A 22,267-nucleotide genomic window follows, 5' to 3' on the forward strand; every position below is an offset into this window, starting at 1 on the left:
TCGCTACGAAGAGGGAGCCTGCACGGGCCGTGCCGGATCAGGTGTTCCAGAATTCCAGGAAGCCCCAGGCCGCCAGCACGATGGAGAAGCTGGTGAAGATCAGGGCGGTGACGGTGAAGGCCAGCTTGCGCAGGTCGCTCCAGCTGTCGACGCGACGGCCGCCGCGCCAGACGACCGGCGCCATGATCAGGGTGAAGAGGCTGAGCACGGTGGCGATGAAGGCGCAGGCCGAGGCCGTCAGCAGCCAGCCGCTGGGCCAGCCGAAGACCACGGCGGCCACGTCGCCCGAGCCCACGGCGAAGGCGGCTACGCAGGCGATCGCCGCCAGCCACAGCACGGCTTGGGTCGTCTGCAGCAGGCTGGCGCGGGCCTGGCTGGTGGTCTGGCGGGTGTCGCGGCGGCTGCGGATGAAGACGCCAGCCAGGGTGGCGATCGAGGCCAGGGCCGCCAGGACGGCCGCGGCGCTCAGCACGCTGGCGCGGAACAGCGGGCCGACACGCTCGTAGGCGGCCGCGCCCGACGGCGCGAAGAAGCGGACGGGCGCGCCGTCCTGGCGTTGGAACACCAGTACATCGGCGCCGTCGGCGGCCTTGAAGACGTCCTCGCGGTCGGTGGGGATCCAGAGGCGCGTGCGGCCGTCGCTGGTGATCGCCAGGCCGCCCTGGGCGCTGGCCCGCACCTTGGCGACGCCGATCAGGCGGCCGACGAAGCCTTCCAGGCCGCCATAGGCGCGGCGATCGGTCAGGTAGTCGCCTTCGTAGGCCAGGGCGGCTTCCGGGGTCAGGCGCGTGAAGGCCGGCACGGCGCGGGCCGGCGCATAGAAGCGCTCGACGATCGAGGCGGGCAGGGTGGCGGGCAGGTCCTCGCCGGTGTCGGTGTTGACCGCGATGAAGATCCCGAGGCCGAGGTCGGGGACCAGCACCATGTTGGAGTGGAACCAAAGGGTCGCGCCGGCGTGGCCGAACCCGCGGCGGGCGCCGGGCAGGGGAATGTCCTGGAAGCCGGCGTTCCAGCCGGCGGCGCCGGCGGCGGGGCGATAGCCGGCCGTGCGGAAGGCCTGGGCGGCGCGCTGCGAGAAGACGGTGCGGCCGTCGATCGTTCCGCCGTTCAGCAGCAGGGTCATGTAGCGGGCCATGTCGGCCGCGGTGCTCGAGGCCGAGCCGGCGGGGGCGATCTGGCCGATGAACTCCACCGGCTGGGCTTCCAGGCCCAGCGGCGTCCAGCGGTAGCCTTCGGCCAGGTCGGCGGCGAGGGCCGGGGCCATGGGCGCGGGCAGGTCGTCGCGCCAGGCGCGCGGCTCGCGGAAGGTGGTGCGCTGCAGGCCGGCGGGCACGATCACCCGTTCGGCGATCAGGTCCTCGAACGGCTTGGCGCCGGTGTTGGCCAGGGCCGCGCCGACCAGGGCGACGCCATAGTTCGAATAGGCCGGCAGCAGGCCGGGCTCGCGCACCCGGTTGGGACGCTCCTGGCGCAGATAGACGTCGAGCGGGCGCACGCGGCGCTCCTCGCGCTCGAACAGTTGGCCCAGGACGCGATCCTCGAAACCGGCGGTGTGGGTGTAGAGGTCGCGCACCCGGACCGGCGTCTTCTTGCCCTGGTCGCGCACCTGCAGCTTCTCGGGCAGGTAGACGTTGATCGGCGCGTCGGGACGAATGCGGCCGGCGTCGATCTCGTTCTGCAGGGCGATCCAGGTGAATGTCTTGGAGATCGAGCCGATGCGGAACAGCGTGCGGTCCGGATCGACCGCCCGACCGCGCGCCAGGCTGGCCGCGCCATAGCCCTTCTTCAGCACCACCTGGCCGTTCTGGACCACCGAGACGGTGACCCCGGCGATGTGGTCCTCGGCCATCGCCCGGCGCACGGCGCCGTCGACGAAGGCTTCGAGTTCAGGGGCGGGCAGGGGCGTGACGCCCGGCAGGACGGCGACCGGCGGCGGCGCGGCGACAGCGGCCGAGGCAGGCGCGGCGGCGCGGCGGAAGGTCGGCCGGGGCGACGGCGCAGCGGACGTGGACGGCGCGGCGGGCGCAGGCGTGGCGGTCGCCGTCGACGCGCCGTCCTGACTGGTGGCGCTTCCCGCCCCCGCGAGCCAGAGGGCGACGATCGTCGCGCACCGCACGACCTTGGACGACATACGCAACGTCACGAACCCCACCTCTTCGGCCAACGCGTCAGAAGGGTCTTCTTAGGCCAATTCGTCAGGCGAGGGACACCGGCGTCGGGAAGAAAAACGCGCCTGACCGTGCGCGGCTGTTCAATTTTCGCCCGACGACGGCGAGGCCTTCGGCGTGGGCGCCGGTTTGCGGGTCTTGGCGAAGGCGTAGAGCGGCAGCAGCGGCCGCAGTTCGGGGCCGATCCACAACTGCGGCTCCGAGGGCGGCTTGGCGCCGGTGTCGATCTCCTTGCGCGCCACGCAGGCCTGCACCGCCCGGCCCAGGACGGCGAAGTCGCGCGCCTTGCCGATCTCGCTCAGGAAGCAGTCGTCGAAATAGGGGTAGCGATCGCTCTCGCCGCAGCCGAACGAGGTGCGGTCGGGGCGGGCGGCGGTCAGGATCATCCGGTCGTCGCGCTCCAGCGACGGCACGAACACGCCCGAGAAGCAGGCCGAGATGACCACGATAGACGGTCGGCCGGGACAGGCGCCGTCGACCATCGCCGCCAGCTCCTGCGGGCGGAGCAGCTTCCTGCCCATGACCACGCCCTCGGGCGCGCCGTGCGAGGTGATGTAGACGAGGCAGCCGGCGGGGGAGGCCTTGGCCGCCGATCTCAGGCCCGCCTCGATCGCCTTGGCGTTCGAGGCGTTCAGGGCCTGGTCGCGATAGCGCCTGGGGCGGACCGAGAACTGCGTCGGCGCGGGAAAGCCCAGGCCGACCAGGCTTTCGGAGACGTCGTGGCGGGCGTTGTCGAAGGCTTCGGTCGAGCCGCCCCCATGGGCGCGCCAGTCGCCGGCGATCACCACCGACGCCCAGTGATCGAACGGGCTTTCGGCTCGCGCTGGCGCAATCGCCAGGCAGGCCAGCATCAGTCCGACCAGGAACCCCGCCGCTCGCCCCATTCCTCGTGATCCCTATTTCTTGAACTTGGCGAAGGGCGTCGGCAGCGCCGTGCCCGTGGAGGTCGCCAGCAGGCGGCCTTCGGCGTCGTAGAGCTCGCCTTCCATGAAGCAGACGGTGCGCCCCCATTTCACAACGCGGCCGACGCCGCGCAGCGGGCCGGGCAGGGCCGGCCGCAGGAAGCTGGTCTTCATCTCGAGGGTGGGCACGACATGGGTCATGCCCGAGGTGATCAGACCGGCCACCGACATGCATTCGTCGAGCATCGCGCAGACGAAACCGCCCTGGATCTGACCCATCGGGTTGGCCAGCAGGTCGGCGCGGGCGTCGAAGGCGATTTCGATGCGCCGCTCGGCCTGGCTGACGGCGGTCAGCCGAAAGCCCAGCGTGGAGGCGCTGGGCGGCACGTTGCTGGAGGCGTGGAAGCGCGCGAGGATCGCCTCGTCGGTGAGGGTTTGGGTCTCCTCCGAGGCGATGTCGCTCAAGGCCTACTTCTTCCGGAACTGGTCGAGCGAGATGATCTTGGGCGCCTCGTCGCCGTCGGCGGCGGGCGGGGTCGGCTCGGGCTCCGGCTCGACCGGGGCCGGCTCGATCTCCGGGGCCTCGAACTGCAGGGCGAACTGCACCGACGGATCGTAGAAACGGGTCACGGCCGAGTAGGGGATCGACAGCCGCTTGGGCTGGCCGCCGAACTTCAGCGTCACCGAGAAGAAGGTCTCGCCCGGGGCGAGGTCCCAGTACTGGTGCTGCAGGATGATCGTCATCTCGTCGGGATACTTGCCGAGCAGGTCCTGCGGGGCCGAGACGCCGGCCGCCTGGGTCTTGAAGGTGATGTAGAGGTGGTGCGGCTCGGGCAGGCCGCCGGGCGCGGCGGCCTTCTTCAGCGCGGCCTTCACGACGCCGCGCAGGGCGTCCTGGGCCATGGCCTCGTACTGCATCAGGTCTTCGGTCGGAGGAGTGCGGGCCATGGATCTTCGATTAAGCAAAAACGAAATTCGAAGGGCCAGCGTAACCCGTCGCGGGCCTTCGGCAAAGGCGCCCGCATGCGGTAGTCACATACTATTTTAGAGACTGTCGCATCTGGCCCGGCCGCTGAAGGTCCCGGCCGTCGGGAGCACGGCCGCCATGCTCCTGCCTCGCGCGAGTTCGACCTGACGCAAGACGGGCCAAACGGGCGTCGGATCAAATTTCAGGATGAGCGGGAAAGTGGAGGGATTCTGTCGCCAGGCTCTCCCATTCCTTCTCAAGAGAGAGGAGGGAGCCGTCCACATTCTTGGAAAGTGGAGGGATTCTGTTGCCAGGCTCCCTCCGGGCCCCGCCTAAGGATCTGAACCCCTAGGACTTAAGAGGCGAATTCACCGGCGCCGCATTACGCAGCGACAGCGAACTCTTCAGCGAAGTTATCGTTCGCATTTAGTTTAATGGCCCGAAACGGTGGGCCAAGCCGAGAGAAAGCAAACACCTTTACACGTCTGTCGATGCTGATCGGCCCCATGCAGTCCCGTGATAACTCGGGAGAGATTTGGTGGAGCCGCCGGGAATCGCACCCGGGTCCAGTCCGCTTATTACGTGCGCGTTTATCCCCATAGTTCGGCCGAAGCCGGACAATCCCAATATAGGGGTTCGCACCCCGGGAGGGAAGGGGAAGCGTCAAACGCTCCCCAGGCTGAGGCGACCTTCCGCCAGGCGTCCGGTGATGACCGCGCCGTGGTCCTCGAACAGTTTCAGGGTTTCGCCGACCAGGACGTAGGCGCCGGTGAAGACGCCGCTGGGCTCGGCGTGCACTTCGACGAAGCGGCCGTCGGGGCGAAGCTCCAGGCTGTAGCGGCCATCGGGCGAGGACCAGACGCCGGAGACGGGGAGGTGGTCGATCATCATGGCAGGATCCTCCAGGCGGTAGCGGACGAGAACAGGGCGGGCAGGGCGGTCGCGACGGCGGCGGCCGCCAGCAGGGCGGCGGCGAACCAACGCGGAGCCGCCGTCGCGCGACGGGGCGTGTGGCGGGTCATGGCCTGGCTTTGATTTGGAGCTTTGGTTCTGGGGGAGCGCCGCAGGCGGCTGCGGCGGTACGAGGCCACTATGTGCCGGCGGGCCGTCCAGTCGGTAGAGCGATGCTCCGCATTGATTGCACGATCCTACGGATCAGCGCGGCGGGGCGGCGGCTTCCGGAGGTGTGACCGGAGTCTCGGCCGGCGGTTCCGGCTCGTCGTCGTCGACCACCGGCACGGCCGGCGGCTGGGGACGGTTGGAGGTTTCGGCCTTCAGCTGGCCGCCCTGGGCGATCAGGTCGGCATAGGCCTTGGACTGGCGCGAGAAGTCGCCGCCGCGCGGCAGCACCGCGTCGAACAGCGGATCGCGCCCGGCCGCCGCCCCGACCACGGCCGAGAGAACGCCGGCGATCGAGCCGACCTCGGCGTCGTCGCAGGCGCGGCGCAGGTGGCGGGCCTGGCCGGGGACCAGCAGGGTGACGTCCCAGGAGACGCCGTCGACGCACAGGGCCTCGATCGAGCCGCCGCCGTAGTCGACGATCACGCTGCGCGGCTGGCTCCAGGCGCCGTCGCCGGCCAGGGCCTTGAAGGCGGCGATGCGCTCGCCGGGCAGTTCTGTGTTGATGTCGACCCGGCGGCCGATCTCTGGGGTGCAGCAGCCGAGGCCGGCGCGGGCCTGGACGAAGGCGCGGCCGTCGCGGCGCACGGTGACGCGGATGACGGCCTGGCGCACGCCGCGCGCGGGGCGGGCCCAGGCTTCCAGCACCAGTTCGCCGCGGCGGACCAGCTGGATCTGCAGCGGTTGCAGGCCCCACAGGCGGTAGAGCAGGGGATCGACGCCGTTGTCGACGGGAACTGGCTGTTCCTTGCGTCCCAGCCGTCGGCCCGACAGCGGTTCGACCTCGGAGGCGGGGCGCGGGGTCTCGTTCGACCACCAGACCGCCGGATCGGGGGGCGGCGGAACGACGGGCGCGACCGGTTGGGCCTGAGCCGAGAGCGCCAGGGCTCCCGCAAGGATGGCCGATCCGATCGCGCCCATGGCCGCTACATTCCTTCGACGCCCCGCTCGATGGAAAGGACGCCCGTGCGGGAAAGTTCCACCAGGCCGAGCGGACGCATCAGGTCGAGGAACTTGTCGATCTTCGACGGCGCGCCCGAAATCTCGAACACGAAGCTCTCCAGCGTGGTGTCCACCGGCTTGGCGCGGAAGATCTCGGCGATGCGCAGGGCCTCGACGCGATCCGGACCCGAGCCGCGCACCTTGACCAGGGCCAGTTCGCGCTCGACGCCGTTGGGGTCGCGGGTCACGTCGTGCACGCGGCGCACGTTGACCACCTTGTTCAGCTGGGCCTCGATCTGGTCGAGCACCTGGCGCGTGCCGCGGGTGACCACGGTGATGCGGCTGGTGTGGGCCTTGCGGTCGGTCTCGGCGACCGTGAGGCTCTCGATGTTGTAGCCGCGCGCGGCGAACAGGCCGACCACGCGATGCAGCACGCCCGGCTCGTTGTCGACCAGCAGGGCGAAGGTCGCCGTCTGCTCGGCCTGCTCGTTGGGGCTGAGGTCGTAGGCCGAGGCGGGGGCCGGTTGGACGTTGGCGGTCATGTCTGAGCTCTGACTTCTGGTTCGTTGGCTTGTTTCGGCTTGCCGCCACGTCGACGGGAAAGAGCCGGCAGGGCATCCCAGTCGCCGCGCATCATGGCTTCTTTCTTGGCGCGCGACCAACCCTTGATACGGCGTTCGGCGGCGATGGCGTCAGTTATGTACTGGAAAGCCTCGCACCAGACCAAGGTAACGGGAAGTCGGGCCGACGTGTAGTCGCCGCCCTGGCCCTGTTGATGAGCGGACACCCGCACCGTCACATCAGGACCGCGATGTGAGCCGACGTAATACGAGTTGTCGCGGCACCGCAGCATGTAAGCCCACGCGCTTTGAACGTCGTACATAGGCCTTGCGTCCTTCGAGGCGATCCCTTGCGGGCTCGCACCTCAGGATGAGGAAGTCAGTGCGTGGCGGAAGCAGAAAAACCTGGCCTTTACCTACATTCCTCATCCTGAGGCGCCCTCCGCAGGAGGGCCTCGAAGGACGCAATGCCGATCAGACCAGCCCCGCGCCGTCCTCGCCGATGACGCTGCCGATGTCCTCGACCTCGCCCATGATCATCTCGTTGTGGGCCTTGCCCGAGGGGATCATCGGCAGGCAGTTCTCGTGCTTCTCGACGCGGCAGTCGAAGATCACGGGCTTGTCGCTGTTGATCATCTCCAGGATCTTGGCGTCCAGCTCGGCCGGATCCGAGCAGCGGATGCCGACGGCGCCATAGGCCTCGGCCAGCTTCACGAAGTCGGGCAGGCTGTCGGAATAAGAGTGGCTGTAGCGCTCGCCGTGCAGCAGCTGCTGCCACTGGCGGACCATGCCCATCCATTCGTTGTTCAGGATGAAGATCTTGACCGGCAGGTCGAACTGGATCGCCGTCGACAGCTCCTGGATGCACATCTGGATCGAGGCTTCGCCGGCGATGTCGACGACCAGGCTCTTGGGGTGGGCCAATTGCACGCCCAGGGCGGCGGGCAGGCCGTAGCCCATGGTGCCCAGGCCCCCGGAGGTCATCCAGCGGTTCGGCTCCTCGAAGCGGAAGAACTGCGCCGCCCACATCTGGTGCTGGCCGACTTCCGTCGTGATGTAGACGTCCTTGTCCTTGGACAGCTCGTACAGGCGCTGGATAGCGTACTGCGGCTTGATGACCGTCTCGGAGCGCTTGTAGGACAGGCACTGACGGGCGCGCCAGGCGTCGATCTGGGCCCACCAGTCGGTCAGGGCGGCCTTGTTGGGCTGGTGGCCGGCGGCCTTCCAGGCTTCGATCAGGTCTTCGAGAACGCTGCCGGCGTCGCCGACGATCGGCAGGTCGACGCGGACGTTCTTGTTGATCGACGAGGCGTCGATGTCGATGTGGATCTTCTTGCTGCCCGGCGAGAAGGCGTCCAGGCGGCCGGTGACGCGGTCGTCGAAGCGGGCGCCGACGCAGATCATGACGTCGCAGTCGTGCATGGCGTTGTTGGCTTCGAAGGTGCCGTGCATGCCCAGCATGCCCAGCCACGCCGGATCGGCGGCCGGGAAGGCGCCCAGGCCCATCAGGGTCGAGGTGACCGGCGCGCCGGTCAGGGCCTGGAATTCACGCAGCGCCTGGCTGGCCTTGGGGCCGGCGTTGATGACGCCGCCGCCGGTGTAGAAGATCGGCCGGCGGGCGCCCGCGATGATCCGGGCGGCCTCGGCGATGCGGCCCGCGTCGCCCTTGATGCGCGGCGAATAGGCGTGGCTCGAGGCGACCTCGGTCGGGCCGTAGTATTCGCCCTTGGCGAACTGGACGTCCTTGGGGATGTCGATCAGCACCGGACCCGGACGGCCGGTGGTGGCGATCTTGAACGCCTCGTGGATGATCTGCGGCAGGTCGCGGACGTCTTTGACCAGGTAGTTGTGCTTGGTGCACGAGCGGGTCATGCCGACGGTGTCGGCTTCCTGGAAGGCGTCGGTGCCGATCAGGTGGGTGGGGACCTGGCCGGTGATGACGACCATCGGGATCGAGTCCATCAGGGCGTCCATGATGCCGGTGATGGCGTTGGTCGCGCCCGGACCCGAGGTGACCAGGACGACGCCCGGCTTGCCCGAGCTGCGAGCGTAGCCTTCGGCGGCGTGGGTCGCGCCCTGCTCGTGGCGGACCAGGATGTGCTGCAGGCGCGGCTCGTGGAACAGCGCGTCGTAGATCGGCAGCACCGCGCCGCCCGGATAGCCGAACAGGACCTCGACGCCCTGGTCCACGAGGCCGCGGACCACGATCTCGGCGCCGGTCATGGCGCGGTTGGCGGCATCGGCGGGAGCGTTGCTCTCGATGGTCTGATGGGCGGTCATGGCGGAAGTCCCGGATGGACGTGGAAAGCTGGGCTTTGGGGGCGGCGGAAAAGAAAAAAGGCCCCGAAGGACCTTTGTGCGCGCGACCGATCTATCAACGTGACTTCGAGGTCACGCCGTGAACGGCCGCTCCATAAGTACGATCATGGTGGTGCGCACGAGTGTTGCTCCAAATGGATGATCGGGGAATGCCATGCTCGCCTGAGGGCGTCAAGGCGCGGTTTGACGCAAGAAACGACCCGTGGCGGATAGGTCGCAACGGGTCTGGCGCGAATTTCAGCCCAACGTTTCAAGAAGCAGGGCAAGAGCTTGCTCGGCGAAGCGCTGCATGTTCGCCTGCCGATCATCCATCCCGGTCTCGATGGTAAGACTGACCTCGCGATCCGCTCCCACGACCGCCATGCAACCGTGGCCGGCCACGTCGCCGTAGCGGTTGCCCTCCGGCCCGGCCGCGCCGGTCTCCGACAGGCCCCAGGTGGCCTTCAGGTTCTTGCCGGCCACGCGGGCCAGCAGCAGGGCGTAGGGCTCACTGGCCGAACGCAGCCCGTCCATGGCCTTCTGCGGGATGTCCAGCAGGGTCAGCCGCGCTCGCGCGGTATAGACGACCGCGCCGCCCGCGTAGAATTTCGAGGCTCCCGGCTGGGCCAGCAGCGCCGACGAGATCAACCCGCCGGCGGAGGATTCGGCGACGGCCACGGTCTCGCCGCGTTCGGTCAGGCGAGCGGCGACGGCGGCGGCCTGGCGGGCGAGTTCGGTCATGGGAAGATCCTGTGGCGGGCTGGTCCAGGCCTTACGCCAAGTCGTCCGGTTCCCGCGAGCCTTTGTGCAGCGGGGCGAGCTTTCTCCAGTCCGGCGTCTGGTTCCTGAACCAGGTGAGCTGGCGCTTGGCGTAGCGGCGGGTCTCCTGGCGGGCGGCGTCCAGGGCCTGGTCCAGACTGGTCTCGCCGCGCAGGTGGGCGGCCAGTTCGCGATAGCCGACGGCCTTGAGGGCGGGCAGGGCGGGGTCGAGACCTCGCGTCTCCATGGCGGCGACTTCCTCGAGGGCGCCGTTCTCGACCATCAGGGAGAGGCGCGTATCGCAGCGGGCGTAGAGGTCGGCGCGCGGCGGATCGAGGACCACGCCGCTCCATTCGTCGGCCTGCAGGACGGGGCGGGTGTCGGCCTGCCAGTCCGACAGCGCCCGGCCGGTGGCCACGGCCACGGCGTGGGCGCGGACCAGGCGCTGGCGGTCGCCGCTTTCGATGCGGGCCTCGGCGGCGGGGTCCAGCGGGCGCAGCAGGTCGCGGAAGCCCGCCTCGCCCTGGGCGGCGTAGAGCAGGCCGGAGATCTCGCGCTGGCTTTCGGGCACCGACGGCACCTCGGCCAGGCCATGGGTCAGGGCGCGGAAATAGAGGCCGGTGCCGCCGACGACGATGGCGGGACGGCCGCGAGCGGCGATGTCGTGCAGCACCCTGACGGCGGCCGCCTGCCAGCGGCCGACCGACCAGCCCTCGGCCGCGTCGGCGACGCCGAACAGGTGATGCGGCGCGCGGGCCGTCTCTTCCGGCGAGGGGGCGGCGGTCAGCACCCGCAGGCCGGCGTAGATCTGCATGGAGTCGGCGTTGACGATCTCGCCGCCGGTGCGTTCAGCCAGGTCCAGCGCGTAGGCCGACTTGCCGCTGGCCGTCGGCCCGGCGATCATCCAGACGCGCGAGCCGGGCGCGAAGGGCGTTTCGGCGGTTGCGGCGGGGTCGGTTCTCTCCATGAAGCGTACATACATGATTGCTGCGGCGATGGTCGCCTCCCTGACGTGTGGATCGGCGCTGGCGGCCGTCACGCCGGCCAAGCCCAAGTCGCCGCCGCCGGCCGCGGCCGCCGCGGCGGCCGCGGCGGCCGCGCCGATCCCGGACCTGACGCCCCAGGAGAAGGCCGGCTGCGGCGCGGTGCTGGTGATCCTGGGCAAGGTGGCCGCCACCTATCCGCAGGTCTTCGCCAGCAAGGGCGCCGACGGACGCGGCATGCAGTTCGTGCTCGAGGCCTTCGGGGCCAAGGGCCGCATCATGATGGACGAGGCCTTCGAGGACGGCGCCGAGAAGGGCGTCAAGCCGAGCAAGGTCTATGAGGACGGCCTGTCCTTCCTGTTCGAGAACGTCCAGCCCGCGCCGGGCGAAACGGCCGAGGCCGCCGGCAAGCGCGCCGGCATGGCCCTGCTCCAGCGCTGCACCGGCATCGAGGCGCAGTAGGCGGAAGCGGCTTGACGGGGCGGGGCGACTGGCTTAGCCGCCCCGTTCATGCACGTCCTGACCCTCGTCGGCCCGGAGGCCGAAACCCTCGCCGCAGCCCTGTCGCTCGGCGAGGTCGTCGCGCTTGGCCCCGATGCGGTCGACGTGATCTTCGACGCCGACCCGGCCCAGGTCCGCGACCAGGCGGTCGCCGCCATCGGCGACAAGCCCGTCGACTTCGCCATCCAGCCGGTCGAAAATCGCAGGAAGCGCCTGCTGATCGCCGATATGGACTCGACGATCATCAACGTCGAATGCCTGGACGAGCTGGCCGACTTCGCCGGCGTCAAGGACAAGGTCTCCGAGATCACCGAGCGCGCCATGCGCGGCGAGCTGGCCTTCGAGGGCGCCCTGCGCGAGCGGGTCGGCATGCTGAAGGGTCTGGCGACCACGGCCCTGCAGACCTGCTTCGACGAGCGCGTGCGGCTCAATCCCGGCGCCGAGACCCTGGTCAAGACCATGGCCGCCCACGGCGCCCGCTGCGCCCTGGTCTCGGGCGGCTTCACCTTCTTCACCAGCCGTGTGGCGCAGGCCGCCGGCTTCCACCTGAACCGCGCCAACACGCTGATCGAGGCCGACGACGTCCTGACCGGCGAGGTCGGCGACCCGATCCTTGGCAAGGAGGCCAAGCTGGCCGCCCTCAACGAGGAGACGTCGGCTCTGGGCCTGACCCCGGCCGACGCCCTGGCCGTGGGCGACGGCGCCAACGACCTGGCGATGATCGAGGCCGCCGGCCTGGGCGTCGCCTATCGCGCCAAGCCGATCGTGGCGGCCCAGGCCCACGCCAAGGTCGATCACGCCGACCTGACCGCGCTGCTCTACTTCCAGGGCTATCGCGCCGAGGAGTTCGCTCAGTGAGCTTTCCGCGCCGCGTCGAGGCGGTGGTCTTCGACATGGACGGCCTGCTGCTCGACACCGAGACCGTCTATCGCGCCGCGATGATCGACGCCGGCAAGGTGTTCGGCGCGCCGATCACGGCGGCGACCTACGCCTCGATGGTGGGCAAGACCAATCCCGAGTGCGCGGTGATGCTGCGCGAACTCTATGGCGACGACTTCCCCGTGAAGCCGTTCTTCGAGCGGCTGTGGACCGACGTCGAGCTGCTGCTGGAAGCCGAGATCCGGCTGAAGGACGGCGTCGAGGAGATCCTCGATCACCTGGACGACCTGGGCCTGCCGCGCGCCATCGCCACCTCGAACGGCCTGCCGGCGGTGGAGCGGTATCTCGGCCGCTTCGACCTGCTGCCGCGTTTCCATGCGGTGGTCGCCCACCATGACGTGACGCGGCACAAGCCGTTCCCGGATCCCTACCTGCTGGCCGCCGAGCGCCTGGGCGTCGATCCGACCCTGTGCCTGGCGCTGGAGGACTCCCATCCCGGCGTCCGCGCGGCGCACGGGGCGGGGATGATGACGATCATGGTGCCCGACATCCTCGATCCGACCGAGGAGATGCACGAGAAGTGCGTCCACATCGCCGACAGCCTGCACGTCGTGCTCGACCTGCTGAAGCGGCAGGCCTGAAGGTTCAGGCCTGCCTGGCCTGATCGGTCTCGGCCTCCTCGGCGCTCCAGGCGGTCAGGAACTCGGTCAGGGCCGGCAGGCCCATCGGCCTGGCGATGTGATAGCCCTGGGCGATGTCGCAGCCCATGACCTGCAGCATGGCCAGGGCCTCGCGCGACTCCACGCCCTCGGCGACAACCTTGAGGCCCAGGCTGTGGGCCAGGTCGACGGTCGACTTGACCAGCAGGGCGTCCTTGGCCTCGCGGTCCATGCCCATGACGAAGGCCTTGTCGATCTTCAGCTCGTCGGCGCGGATCTGCTTGAGATAGGCCAGGGATGACAGGCCCGAGCCATAGTCGTCGATCGACACGGCGACGCCGGCGGCGGCGAACTGCTCCATCACCTGCAGGGCCACGGCGGGGTTGCCGACCACGGCCGTCTCGGTGATCTCGAAGCACATGCGCGCGCCGGCGGCCGTCACGCGCTCGATGGCCTGGCGGGCGAAGCCGACGTCGTCGACCAGGCGGCCGGAGATGTTGACCGACATCAGCAGGTCGTGGCCGGCGGCGCGCAGCACCTGCTGGTCGGCGATGGCCTGGTCGATGACGTAGTCGGTGAGGGCGCGGATGTGGCCGGTCTCCTCGGCCATGCCGACGAAGAGGTCGGGGCCCAGGAAGCCGCGAGTGGGGTGGATCCAGCGCACCAGGGCCTCGGCGCCGGTGATCGCGCCGGTGCGCAGGTCGAGCTTGGGCTGGTGGTTGAGGAAGAGGGCGCCGGTGCGCACGGCCTCCAGCATATCGCTCATCAGGGAGAGGTTGCTGGCCGGGTCGCCATAGGCCGTCTCGTCGAAGGCGGCGGCCTTGCGGCCGGCGTCGCGGGCCTGGTCCAGCGCGATCATCGCCTGCTCGATCAGGCGGTGCGGATCGATCTCGCCCTGGCGGCCGGCGGCCAGGCCGTTGCTGACGTGGATGTCCACCAGGTCGCCGCCCAGGCGCACGGGCGCCTCCAGGATCGGCGTGGCGGAGGTCACGATGGCGACCGCCTCGTCGAGGTCGGTCAGGCTGGAGACGACGCAGAGGGTCGAGGTGGTCAGGCGCCCGACCATGACGTCGGGATTGTGCGACCGCACCCGCTCGCCGATCTCGACGATCAGTTCGGTGGCCAGGGCGTAGCCGATGGCCCCGCGCACGAAGGTGAAGCGGTCCAGGCCCAGGGCGCCGATGATCACCGGCCGGCTCGGATCGGCGGCCATGCGGGCGGCGATCTCGGTTTCCAGGGCGTGGCGGTTGGCCAGGCCCGTCTCGGCGTCGTGCATGGCCAGGTGGGTGATCCGCGCCTCGCGGTCGCGGATGCCGTCGGCCATGCGGTTGAAGCTTTCGGCCAGGCGGCCGATCTCGTCGCGGGTCTGGACGGCGACCTGGACCTCGCGGCCCTGCTCCAGTTCCCGGGCGGCGGCGTCGAGTTCGGCGATGGGGCGGGCGAGACCGCGCGAGAGCATCCAGCTGGCGGCGATCACCAGAGCCGCGCCGACCAGGCCGGCCAGCGCCACGGCGGCCAGCAGCAGGCGGTACGGGGCCAGGGCCAGGGCGAGGGGGTAGCGCAGCACCAGGGCCGAGGCGCCGCCGCCCAGCGCCTTCAGCGGCTTGGCCAGCACCAGTTCGTCGCCGGCCGGACCCTGGACGCGGCCTGGCGCGCCGTCACCCTTCAGAGCCTGTGTCACGAAGGCGGTGAGGGCGGGGGTCTGACGGTCGGCGTCCTGGGCGCGCCACGGCTCGCCGTCGCGCCCCGTCTCGCGGCTGAAGACGTCGGCGTCGAGGCGGATCGCCGACAGCCGTTCCAGCGCCCGCATCTCGCGATCGTCGAGGCGGACGCCGAACACGACCCAGCCGGTGAGGGTGGGCGACAGGATCGGGGCCGAGATCAGCTGGTAGGGCTCGCCGCCGACCATGAAGACGCCGCCGGCGCCGTCCTCGGCGTCGAGGGCGGTCCACAGGCGCTCGGCGTCGACCTTGGCCGGATCGACGCCGGTCAGTTCGCCGTCGACGTTCATCATCACGGCCAGGTCCAGGCCCATGCGGCCGCGCAGGTTGGCCAGGGCGGACTCGATGGTCGGGGCGTCGCGGGTGGCGACGGCGGCGCGGAAGCCGAAGTCGCGCGACAAGAGGTCGGCGCCGTCGCGCAGGCGCTGGGTGCGCAGCGCCCAGACGCGGTCGAAGACCCCGCCGGTGGCGGCCAGTTCCTGGCGCACGGTCTGCTGGGACGTGGCCGCGATCGTCAGGTAGACGGTGACGGCGATCGCGCCCAGCGCCATGGCGAAGAGCCCGGCGTAGAGGACGGTCAGCCTGGTCTGCAGACGGTGGAACATCGGCCGGTCCTAGTGGCTCATCGCCGCCGGGGCGCGCAGCTCGATCGAGACGTCCTGCGAGACCGCGCCGCGCAGGGCGGTGACCGGAACGGTCTTCTCGTTCCTGGGCGCGCGCAGATAGGGGTGCCAGACCTTGACCACGACCGGGCCGTCCGGCGCGCCGCGGATCACGGCCTTGCCCGAGGCGTCGGTCTTGGCGGCGTACTGGGTGTCGACCACCTTGATGAAGCCCACCATCTGGTCGTGGATGTTGCAGCCGATGGCCGCCACGCCGACGGCGGGCATGCGCACGACCCGGTTCTCCTCGCGACCGTAGAGCTTCAGCTCGAACTTGTTGCCGGCCGAGAACGAATAGACGTGGTGGCGCACCTTATCGAGGTTGGGGAACGAGACCTCGGCGCCGGCCGGGACGATCAGCACGAACGGGTTGAACTGGATGTTCTGCTGGGCGACGCGGTAGGGCCAGTCGAACTTGATCGGGCCTTTGGCCGGCTGGCCGTTCGGATAGACGGTGACGACGGCGTCGGCCACGGGCCTGCCGTCGCTCCCGCGCACCGAGAGCGTGAGGTCCGCCGCCATGGCGTGCGTCGAGAAAATCGCAACCGAAAATAGTATTGGGGCGATCTTCATCGAGCTGGCGACGATCTTGCGCATGATTTCCCCGAAGCTGAAGGACAAATTGTCGCAGCGCTGAAGTCTAACCCTAGGCGAGATGTTCTAACGATTGCGTAAAGTCTTGCCCCTAGCGTCGCCCGCATGGATTTCGGGGATCGGGGCGGCATGGGCAGGACGAAGGCGGCGGCGCTGGCGGGATGCGCCGTGACGCTCGGCGGCGCGCTGTGGGGCGGATCGGCCCTGGCCGGCGAGATGGAGTCTGGCGGCAAGCTGCTGCTGACCGGCGGCGTCAGCGCCCTGGAGGGAAGCGCGGGCGGCGGCCTGTCGACCTGGGCGGTGATCGCCGGCAACGAGACCTCGCGCGGCGTCGGCGGCAAGGTCCACGCCACCTATGTCGATGTGCCCGACTACGAACTGCGCGCCTATGGCGGGGCGGTGGGGCTGTTCGACCGGGTCGAGCTGTCGCTCGCCCGCCAGGAATTCGACACCGGGGCGACGGGGGCGAAGCTGGGCCTCGGCAAGGGCTTCACCTTCAAGCAGGACGTGGTCGGCGTGAAGGTGCGGCTGCTGGGCGACCTGGTCTATGACCAGGACACCTGGGTCCCGCAGGTGGCCGTCGGCGCCCAGTGGAAGAAGAACGACCAGGGCGCGATCGTGCGGGCCGTGGGCGGCGAGGACGACAGCGGCGTCGACTACTATGCGGCGGCCACCAAGCTGCTGCTCGACAAGAGCCTGCTGCTCAACGGAACCGTGCGGCTGACCAAGGCCAACCAGACCGGCCTGCTGGGCTTCGGCGGCGATCGGAACGACAGCTATCGGGCCCAGTTCGAGGGCTCGGCCGGCTGGCTGGTCAGCAAGCGCCTGGCGCTGGGGGCCGAGTACCGCACCAAGCCCGACAACCTGGGTTTCGCCAAGGAAAGCGACTGGGTGGACGTCTTCGCCGCCTACGCCGTCAACAAGACCGTCTCGGTGACCGTGGCCTATGTCGACCTGGGCGACATCGCCACCTTCAAGGACCAGCGCGGGCTCTATGTCTCGCTGCAGGCCGGCTTCTAGGAGCGCCAGATCATGATCCGCCACAACGCCCTCCGCGCGGCCATGGCCGCTGGCTTCGCCCTCGGCTTCTCGGGCCTAGCCCAGGCCCAGGACGCCGCCGTTCCGCCCGGCGAGCAGCCGGTCGATCCCTACGTCCAGTCCAACGCCAACGCCGGCGCGGCGCCGATGAGCGACAAGGCGGTGTTCGAGGCCTTCCACGGCCGCGAAGGCCTGGCCCGGATCACCAGCGATCTCGTCGACCGCAATCTCGCCGACCCCCGCATCAAGGACATCTTCGCCACCGCCGACGTCGTGCGCCTGAAGCGGACCCTGACCGAGCAGTTCTGCTACGTGCTGGGCGGCGGCTGCGACTACACCGGCAAGGACATGACCGCGGCCCACAAGGACCAGGGCATCACGCCTCGCGACTTCAACGCCCTGGTCGAGAACCTGCAGTGGGCGATGGACAAGGAAGGCGTGCCCTTCGCCGCCCAGAACAAGCTGCTCGCCAAGCTGGCCCCGATGGCGCGCCAGACCGTGGAGCGGAAGTAGGCTTCCTTCTCCCCTTGCGGGAGAAGGTGGCGGCCGAAGGCCGACGGATGAGGGGTCTCTCAAACGGAAAACGCCGCGACAGCTGATCGGCTGTCGCGGCGTTTCTGTACGTGCAACCCCTCACCCGACCTCCCTTCGGGAGGCCACCCTCTCCCGCAAGGGGAGAGGGAACGGGTCAGCCCGCCGGGCCCTTGTCGAAGTACTTGAAGAAGGCGCTGTCGGGGGAGAGCACCAGCGTCGTGTCGCCCTGGCCCAGCGACTGCTCGTAGGCCTGCATCGAGCGGTAGAAGGCGGCGAACGAGGGGTCGCGGCCGAAGCTGGAGGCGAACAGCTGGGCGCGCTGGGCGTCGGCTTCGCCTCGGATCTTCTCGGCCTCCTCGTAGGCGGTGGCGACGATCTCGCGGCGCTGCTGGTCGCCGATGGCGCGCAGTTCGGCGGCCTCCTGCTTGCGGGCCGTCTGCATGCGCTCGAACACCGCCTGCTGGTTGGGCTCGGGCAGGTCGGCCCGCTTGATGCGCACGTCGATGATCTCGAGCCCCAGCTGCGAGCCGGCGACCTGGCGGGCGACCTCGGTGCGGATGTCGGCCATGATCTCGGCGCGCTTGCCGGCGATCACGTCCTCGGAGTTCCGCCGACCGATCTGCTCGCGCAGGGCGGCGTTGACGATGCGGTCGAGGCGATCGCGGGCCACGCTCTCGCGGCCGAGCTTGCGGTAGAACTGGCGCGGATCGGAGATGCGGTAGCGGACGAAGGCGTCGACGACCAGCTTCTCCTGGTCGGCGGCCGTGACCTCTTCCTGGTTGGCGGCGATGTCGATGTTGCGCTTGTCGAAGCGCAGCACCTTGTCGATCGGGGCCTTCAGGTGGAGACCTGGGTCGAGGACCACGCGCACCGGGTCGCCAAAGCGCACCACCAGGGCCTGCTGGCGCTGGTCGACCTGGTAGACGGTGGTCGACAGCAGGATCAGGGCGGCGAGGGCCGTGGCGCTGGCCGCGATCAGCGGGGTGTTGGGATTGGAAGATCTCATGGCGCGGCTCATCGGGCGGCTCCCTCGACGGGCGCGGGAGCCACGCGCGGACGGAAGGTGTCGGACGGCAGGATCACCGGGGCGTTGGCGCCCTTGCTGTCGATGATGACCTTGTTGGACTTGGCCAGCACGCGCTGCATGGTCTCGATGTAGAGGCGCTCGCGGGTGACGCCTGGGGCCAGCTTGTACTGCTCGTAGACCTGGTTGAAGCGGGCCGCGTCGCCGGCGGCCTCGCGCACCACCTGCTCGCGGTAGCCCTTGGCCTGCTGGATGATGGTGGCCGCCTCGCCGCGGGCGATGTTGGCCGCCGACTGGGCGTTCTGGGCCGCGCGCTGCACGTCGCGGAAGGCGTCGAGCACCGGGGCGGGGGTGGTGGCGACCTGGATGCGGACGCCCTCGATGCGGACGCCGATGTTGTAGCGGTCCAGCGTCTGCTGCATCAGCGCGCGGGTCTGGCTTTCGACCTGGCCGCGGCCGTTGGTGAGGATCGGGGTGAGGGCGGTCTTGCCGACCACCTCGCGCATGGCGCTCTCGGCCACGTCCTTGATCACGGCGTCGGGGGCGCGGACGTTGAACACGAACTTGCCGGCGTCCGACACGCTCCACTGGATGGTGAAGGAAAGGTCGACGATGTTCTCGTCGCCGGTCAGCATCAGGCGCTCGGCGGGAACTTCCGCGCCGGGCACGCCGCCGACGTCGAGGGTCTGGATCGACGTGACGGGCACGCGCTCGACGTCCTCGATGGGCCAGGGCAGGCGATAGCGCAGGCCAGGATCGCTGGTGCGGCTGTAGGCGCCGAAGGTGGTGACCACGCCCTGCTGGTTGGGCTGGACGACATAGACGCCCGACACCAGCCACAGGCCGACCACGGCGGCGGCGCCGAGGGCGAAGGCCTTGCCGCGGCCGGGGCCGCCGAAGGTCTCGCGCAGGCGGCCGGTCAGGCGATCGACCAGTTGGGCGACGTCGATGGGCGGCGGCGGAACGCCGGGCGGGCCGGAGGGGCGGCGTGTCGGGTCGGGCTTGCGCCCGCCGTCGTTCTTGTCGTCGCCCGGCGGGGGCGAGCCCCAGGGGCCGGGTCCGGCGTTGTCGTTCCAGGGCATGGGCGGCGCTGTCTTCCCGTCGCTCGTTCTTGTTGGCGGAGGTTGCGGGCAACCTCCTTGGGCTTGTTGGTGCGGAGGCCGTGGGGCGACCTCCTCAGGCTTGTTGGCTGGCGGGGTTGTAAAACAGACCCCGCACGCGGATATGAGGACCCCCACGCGACAAGGCAAGACACTGACGTGACCGCAAGCTCTTCTGCAACTCCCGATGACGCCCGCGAGGCCCTCGATCGCATCGAGGATCCGGCCACGGGGCTGGGTCTGGTGAAGGCCGGCCTGGTGCAGGGGCTGGTGGTGCGCGAGGGCAAGGCCGGTTTCGTGCTGGAGGTGCCGGCCTCACGCGTGGGCGGCTACGCGCCGGTGCGCGAGGCGGCCGAGAAGGCGCTGGCGGCCCTGCCGGGGATCACCCGGGCCCAGGTGGTGCTGACCGCCCAGGCTCCGGCCGAGACGACCCGCGTGCGCAAGGGCGCGCGGGTGGCCGACGACCCGCAGGCTCAGGTCGCCCCGCCGCCGGCCTCGGAAAAGCCCGCCCACGTGCGCCACGTGATCGCCGTGGCCTCGGGCAAGGGCGGGGTGGGCAAGTCCACCGTCTCGACGAACCTGGCCTGCGCGCTTGCGGGGCTGGGGCTGAAGGTCGGGCTGCTGGACGCCGACATCTACGGCCCCTCGGCGCCCCGGATGATGGGCGTCGACGGCGAGCCGACCTTCGAGGACAAGAAGCTGCTGCCGCTGGAGGCGCACGGCGTGAAGCTGATGTCGATCGGCTTCATGGTCGACGAGGGCAGGGCGATGATCTGGCGCGGGCCGATGGCCTCGTCGGCGGTGCGCCAGCTGATCCACGACGTGGCCTGGGGCTCCGAGGCCGAGCCTCTGGACGTGATGGTGGTCGACCTGCCGCCGGGCACCGGCGACATCCACCTGACCCTGGTGCAGAAGCTGCGCATCGACGGCGTGGTGCTGGTCACCACTCCGCAGGAGATCGCCCTGATCGACGCCCGCCGGGCCGCGGCGATGTTCGCCAAGACCGCGACGCCGATCCTGGGCCTGGTCGAGAACATGGCCTTCTTCGCCGACCCGGCGACGGGCGCGCCGATCCCGATCTTCGGTTCGGGCGGCGGGGTGGCGGAGGCGGAGGTCCTGGGGACGCCGCTGCTGGCCCAGGTGCCGATCGAGATGGCCGTGCGCGAGGCCGGCGACGCGGGCCGGCCGGTGGTGCTGGCCGCGCCGGACAGCGCGGCGGCCAAGGCGTTCGTGGAGGCGGCGAAGGCGGTCTGGGAAGGCATCCGGGACTAAAAACCCCCTCAGTCGCTCCGCGACAGCTCCCCCAGAGGGGGAGCATCTCGAAGAGCGCCGCATCAGCCAGATCCTCCCCCTCTGGGGGGAGGTGGCCCGGAGGGCCGGAGGGGGCCTTCCACCCGAACAAACGAAAAAGGCCGCCCGGAGCGATCCGGGCGGCCTTTCCGTGTTCAGAGGCTGGAGAGCCTTAGAAGGTCCAGCGGACGCCGGTCGAGAGCACGGCGCCCGAACCGGTGGCTTCGCCCTTCAGGACGGTCGTGGTGGCCGCGGCGGTGCCGGCGTACGAGACGTCGGTGCGGGTGATCACGGCCTTGTCGAAGTCGATGTAGCTGGCGCCGAAGTCGAGCATCAGGTTCGGCTTGGCGGCCCAGGTGGCGCCGACGGCGTAGAGCATGCGGTCGCCGTCCGGCACGCGGGCGGTGCGGCCGTTTTCCGGGGTCGGGGTCGGGTCCTTCTGGACGCCGCCGCGCAGTGTCAGGCGCGGGGTCAGCTGGTGATCGACGCCGATGGCGATGGTCGTGATGTCCTTGTAGTCTTGGTCGATCACGGTGGTGCCGGCTGCGCGGGTGACGCGGATGGCGTCGAACTCGCTCCAGCCGATGCGGCTGACCGAGGCGTTCAGCGTGGTCTTCGGGGTCACGGCCCAGCGGGCGCCCAGGGTGGCCATCCACGGGGTGGTGATGGTGGCTTCACCGGCGTAGGTCCCGTTCTGGGCGGCCAGCAGGCTGCCCAGGCCCGAGATGCCGATCTCGCCCTTCAGGGTGTGTTCGATCTTCGAGCGGTAGCTGGCGCCGATCGACAGGGTCGAGACCGGGCGGTACTGGGCGCCGACGGTCCAGCCGTAGTCCCAACCGTCGCCGGTCAGCGACTGGCGGCCGGTGTCGGCCAGCAGCGGCGAGATCTGCGGCAGGGCGTTGGTCAGGTTCGCATCGGCGTATTCGGCGCTGACGCCGACGCCCAGGTCGATCTGGTCGGTCAGGCGGTAGGCCACCGTGCCCTGGATGTCGATCGAGGTCAGGCGCGACTTCAGGGCGTCGTAGCGGGCGAAGTTGCCTTCACCGTACTTGGTGGTGAAGTTGTACGGGGCGGCGGTCGACAGGCCGACGACGATCTTGTCGTTCAGGCGCCAGGCGCCGGCGAAGTTCGGCAGCAGGCCGTTCAGGATCGGGTTGCTTTCGCGGGTTTCGCCGCTGATGGCGGTGGTCGCCTGGCCCGGACGGGTGATGGTCGAACCGGTGTTCTTGACGTCCGAGTTCACGAGGATGGCGTGCAGGCCGCCGTAGACTTCGGCGTGCTCGACGCTGGCGATGGCGGCGGGGTTCCACCACAGGCTGGCGGCGCCGGTGTCGGCGACTTCGCCCGAATAGGCGCGGCCCGAACCGCGGACCGATTGTTCCTGCAGGTAGAAGCCCGAGGCCGAGGCTTGCGAGGCGGCGGCGAGGGCGACGACGGCCGCGCTGGCGGCGAGGATCTTACGCGAGAGAGACATGACTGACGCACCTTCTAAGGGAGCTTGGGGAGGCTATTCGGTCCGCCAAACGCCTTGCAGCGCTGGAGGTTGCCGTCGCCTCTAACTGATCTT

General features: G+C 69.9%; 24 protein-coding genes and 1 other RNA gene. 6 read left to right on the forward strand and 19 right to left on the reverse strand.

Going from position 1 to position 22,267, the window contains the following annotated elements:
* Positions 1–37 precede the first annotated feature (37 nt).
* The 14 genes from AC07N1_RS07000 to miaA all read right to left on the reverse strand — a co-directional run bounded on the left by AC07N1_RS07000 (position 38) and on the right by miaA (position 10,619).
* On the reverse strand, positions 38–2,143 hold the full coding sequence (locus AC07N1_RS07000) for a serine hydrolase domain-containing protein (RefSeq protein ID WP_494671139.1): 2,106 nt from the start codon (positions 2,141–2,143) through the stop codon (positions 38–40).
* A gap of 108 nt (positions 2,144–2,251) precedes the next feature.
* On the reverse strand, positions 2,252–3,052 hold the full coding sequence (locus tag AC07N1_RS07005; RefSeq protein WP_494671140.1) for a C13 family peptidase: 801 nt from the start codon (positions 3,050–3,052) through the stop codon (positions 2,252–2,254).
* Positions 3,053–3,064: 12 nt separating this feature from the next.
* On the reverse strand, positions 3,065–3,535 hold the full coding sequence (locus AC07N1_RS07010) for a PaaI family thioesterase (RefSeq protein ID WP_494671141.1): 471 nt from the start codon (positions 3,533–3,535) through the stop codon (positions 3,065–3,067).
* A 3-nt stretch (positions 3,536–3,538) separates the two neighbouring features.
* A complete protein-coding gene (locus AC07N1_RS07015; RefSeq protein WP_494671142.1) occupies positions 3,539–4,018 on the reverse strand; it encodes an SspB family protein in 480 nt (159 codons plus the stop codon).
* 311 nt (positions 4,019–4,329) lie between these two features.
* Positions 4,330–4,695, reverse strand: a transfer-messenger RNA (tmRNA) gene (ssrA, locus tag AC07N1_RS07020).
* Between the two features lie 5 nt (positions 4,696–4,700).
* The gene (locus tag AC07N1_RS07025) at positions 4,701–4,928 is read right to left on the reverse strand and encodes an Atu4866 domain-containing protein (RefSeq protein ID WP_494671143.1); all 228 of its coding nucleotides are present in this window, start codon (positions 4,926–4,928) and stop codon (positions 4,701–4,703) included.
* Entirely contained in the window at positions 4,925–5,059 is a 135-nt protein-coding gene (locus AC07N1_RS07030) for a hypothetical protein (RefSeq protein ID WP_255580265.1), read from the reverse strand. Before AC07N1_RS07030 ends, AC07N1_RS07025 begins: the two co-directional genes overlap by 4 nt.
* Positions 5,060–5,192: 133 nt before the next feature.
* Positions 5,193–6,077 carry a hypothetical protein gene (locus AC07N1_RS07035; protein ID WP_494671144.1) on the reverse strand — a complete coding sequence of 295 codons (885 nt, stop codon included), beginning with the start codon at positions 6,075–6,077 and terminating at the stop codon, positions 5,193–5,195.
* 5 nt (positions 6,078–6,082) lie between these two features.
* Entirely contained in the window at positions 6,083–6,640 is a 558-nt protein-coding gene (gene ilvN, locus AC07N1_RS07040; protein WP_110121059.1) for an acetolactate synthase small subunit, read from the reverse strand.
* Positions 6,637–6,981 (reverse strand): GIY-YIG nuclease family protein, encoded by a 345-nt coding sequence (locus AC07N1_RS07045; protein ID WP_494671145.1) that lies wholly within the window; start codon positions 6,979–6,981, stop codon positions 6,637–6,639. Before AC07N1_RS07045 ends, ilvN begins: the two co-directional genes overlap by 4 nt.
* Before the next feature lie 151 nt (positions 6,982–7,132).
* A complete protein-coding gene (locus AC07N1_RS07050; protein WP_494671146.1) occupies positions 7,133–8,938 on the reverse strand; it encodes an acetolactate synthase 3 large subunit in 1,806 nt (601 codons plus the stop codon).
* Positions 8,939–9,049: 111 nt separating this feature from the next.
* On the reverse strand, positions 9,050–9,097 hold the full coding sequence (locus AC07N1_RS07055) for a hypothetical protein (RefSeq protein WP_370444040.1): 48 nt from the start codon (positions 9,095–9,097) through the stop codon (positions 9,050–9,052).
* 117 nt (positions 9,098–9,214) lie between these two features.
* Positions 9,215–9,697: a CinA family protein gene (locus AC07N1_RS07060; protein WP_494671147.1), complete on the reverse strand. Its 483-nt coding sequence runs from the start codon at positions 9,695–9,697 to the stop codon at positions 9,215–9,217.
* Positions 9,698–9,728: 31 nt separating this feature from the next.
* Positions 9,729–10,619, reverse strand: coding sequence for a tRNA (adenosine(37)-N6)-dimethylallyltransferase MiaA (miaA, locus tag AC07N1_RS07065; RefSeq protein ID WP_494671235.1), 891 nt, complete (start codon positions 10,617–10,619; stop codon positions 9,729–9,731).
* A 61-nt stretch (positions 10,620–10,680) separates the two neighbouring features.
* On the opposite strand from miaA, the gene AC07N1_RS07070 reads away from it, so the two are divergent.
* The 3 genes from AC07N1_RS07070 to AC07N1_RS07080 are packed head-to-tail and all read left to right on the forward strand — an operon-like array spanning position 10,681 to position 12,719.
* Positions 10,681–11,160, forward strand: coding sequence for a hypothetical protein (locus AC07N1_RS07070; RefSeq protein ID WP_494671148.1), 480 nt, complete (start codon positions 10,681–10,683; stop codon positions 11,158–11,160).
* A gap of 48 nt (positions 11,161–11,208) precedes the next feature.
* Positions 11,209–12,057 carry a phosphoserine phosphatase SerB gene (gene serB / locus AC07N1_RS07075; protein WP_494671149.1) on the forward strand — a complete coding sequence of 283 codons (849 nt, stop codon included), beginning with the start codon at positions 11,209–11,211 and terminating at the stop codon, positions 12,055–12,057.
* Positions 12,054–12,719, forward strand: a complete 666-nt coding sequence (locus AC07N1_RS07080; protein WP_494671150.1) for an HAD family hydrolase — start codon at positions 12,054–12,056, stop codon at positions 12,717–12,719. The genes serB and AC07N1_RS07080 overlap by 4 nt, the downstream gene beginning before the upstream one ends.
* Before the next feature lie 4 nt (positions 12,720–12,723).
* On the opposite strand, the gene AC07N1_RS07085 is transcribed toward AC07N1_RS07080, so the two are convergent.
* Positions 12,724–15,063, reverse strand: coding sequence for a putative bifunctional diguanylate cyclase/phosphodiesterase (locus AC07N1_RS07085; RefSeq protein WP_494671151.1), 2,340 nt, complete (start codon positions 15,061–15,063; stop codon positions 12,724–12,726).
* A gap of 9 nt (positions 15,064–15,072) precedes the next feature.
* Positions 15,073–15,717, reverse strand: a complete 645-nt coding sequence (locus AC07N1_RS07090) for a cupredoxin domain-containing protein (protein WP_494671152.1) — start codon at positions 15,715–15,717, stop codon at positions 15,073–15,075.
* Between the two features lie 126 nt (positions 15,718–15,843).
* Here AC07N1_RS07090 and AC07N1_RS07095 point away from each other — a divergent pair, with 126 nt between their 5' ends.
* On the forward strand, positions 15,844–16,734 hold the full coding sequence (locus AC07N1_RS07095; protein ID WP_494671153.1) for a DUF3034 family protein: 891 nt from the start codon (positions 15,844–15,846) through the stop codon (positions 16,732–16,734).
* A gap of 12 nt (positions 16,735–16,746) precedes the next feature.
* Entirely contained in the window at positions 16,747–17,265 is a 519-nt protein-coding gene (locus tag AC07N1_RS07100) for a group I truncated hemoglobin (RefSeq protein WP_494671154.1), read from the forward strand.
* 175 nt (positions 17,266–17,440) lie between these two features.
* On the opposite strand, the gene hflC is transcribed toward AC07N1_RS07100, so the two are convergent.
* Both hflC and hflK read right to left on the reverse strand, forming a co-directional pair.
* Positions 17,441–18,304 carry a protease modulator HflC gene (gene hflC / locus AC07N1_RS07105; RefSeq protein WP_494671155.1) on the reverse strand — a complete coding sequence of 288 codons (864 nt, stop codon included), beginning with the start codon at positions 18,302–18,304 and terminating at the stop codon, positions 17,441–17,443.
* Positions 18,301–19,392: an FtsH protease activity modulator HflK gene (gene hflK, locus AC07N1_RS07110; RefSeq protein ID WP_494671156.1), complete on the reverse strand. Its 1,092-nt coding sequence runs from the start codon at positions 19,390–19,392 to the stop codon at positions 18,301–18,303. The genes hflC and hflK overlap by 4 nt, the downstream gene beginning before the upstream one ends.
* Positions 19,393–19,569: 177 nt before the next feature.
* On the opposite strand from hflK, the gene AC07N1_RS07115 reads away from it, so the two are divergent.
* Complete coding sequence (locus AC07N1_RS07115) at positions 19,570–20,682, forward strand: Mrp/NBP35 family ATP-binding protein (RefSeq protein ID WP_494671157.1); 1,113 nt, start codon at positions 19,570–19,572, stop codon at positions 20,680–20,682.
* A 190-nt stretch (positions 20,683–20,872) separates the two neighbouring features.
* On the opposite strand, the gene AC07N1_RS07120 is transcribed toward AC07N1_RS07115, so the two are convergent.
* Positions 20,873–22,174, reverse strand: a complete 1,302-nt coding sequence (locus AC07N1_RS07120; protein ID WP_494671158.1) for an outer membrane protein transport protein — start codon at positions 22,172–22,174, stop codon at positions 20,873–20,875.
* Positions 22,175–22,267 lie beyond the last annotated feature (93 nt).

It is taken from the genome of Caulobacter sp. GW821-FHT09B11, from assembly GCF_059418205.1.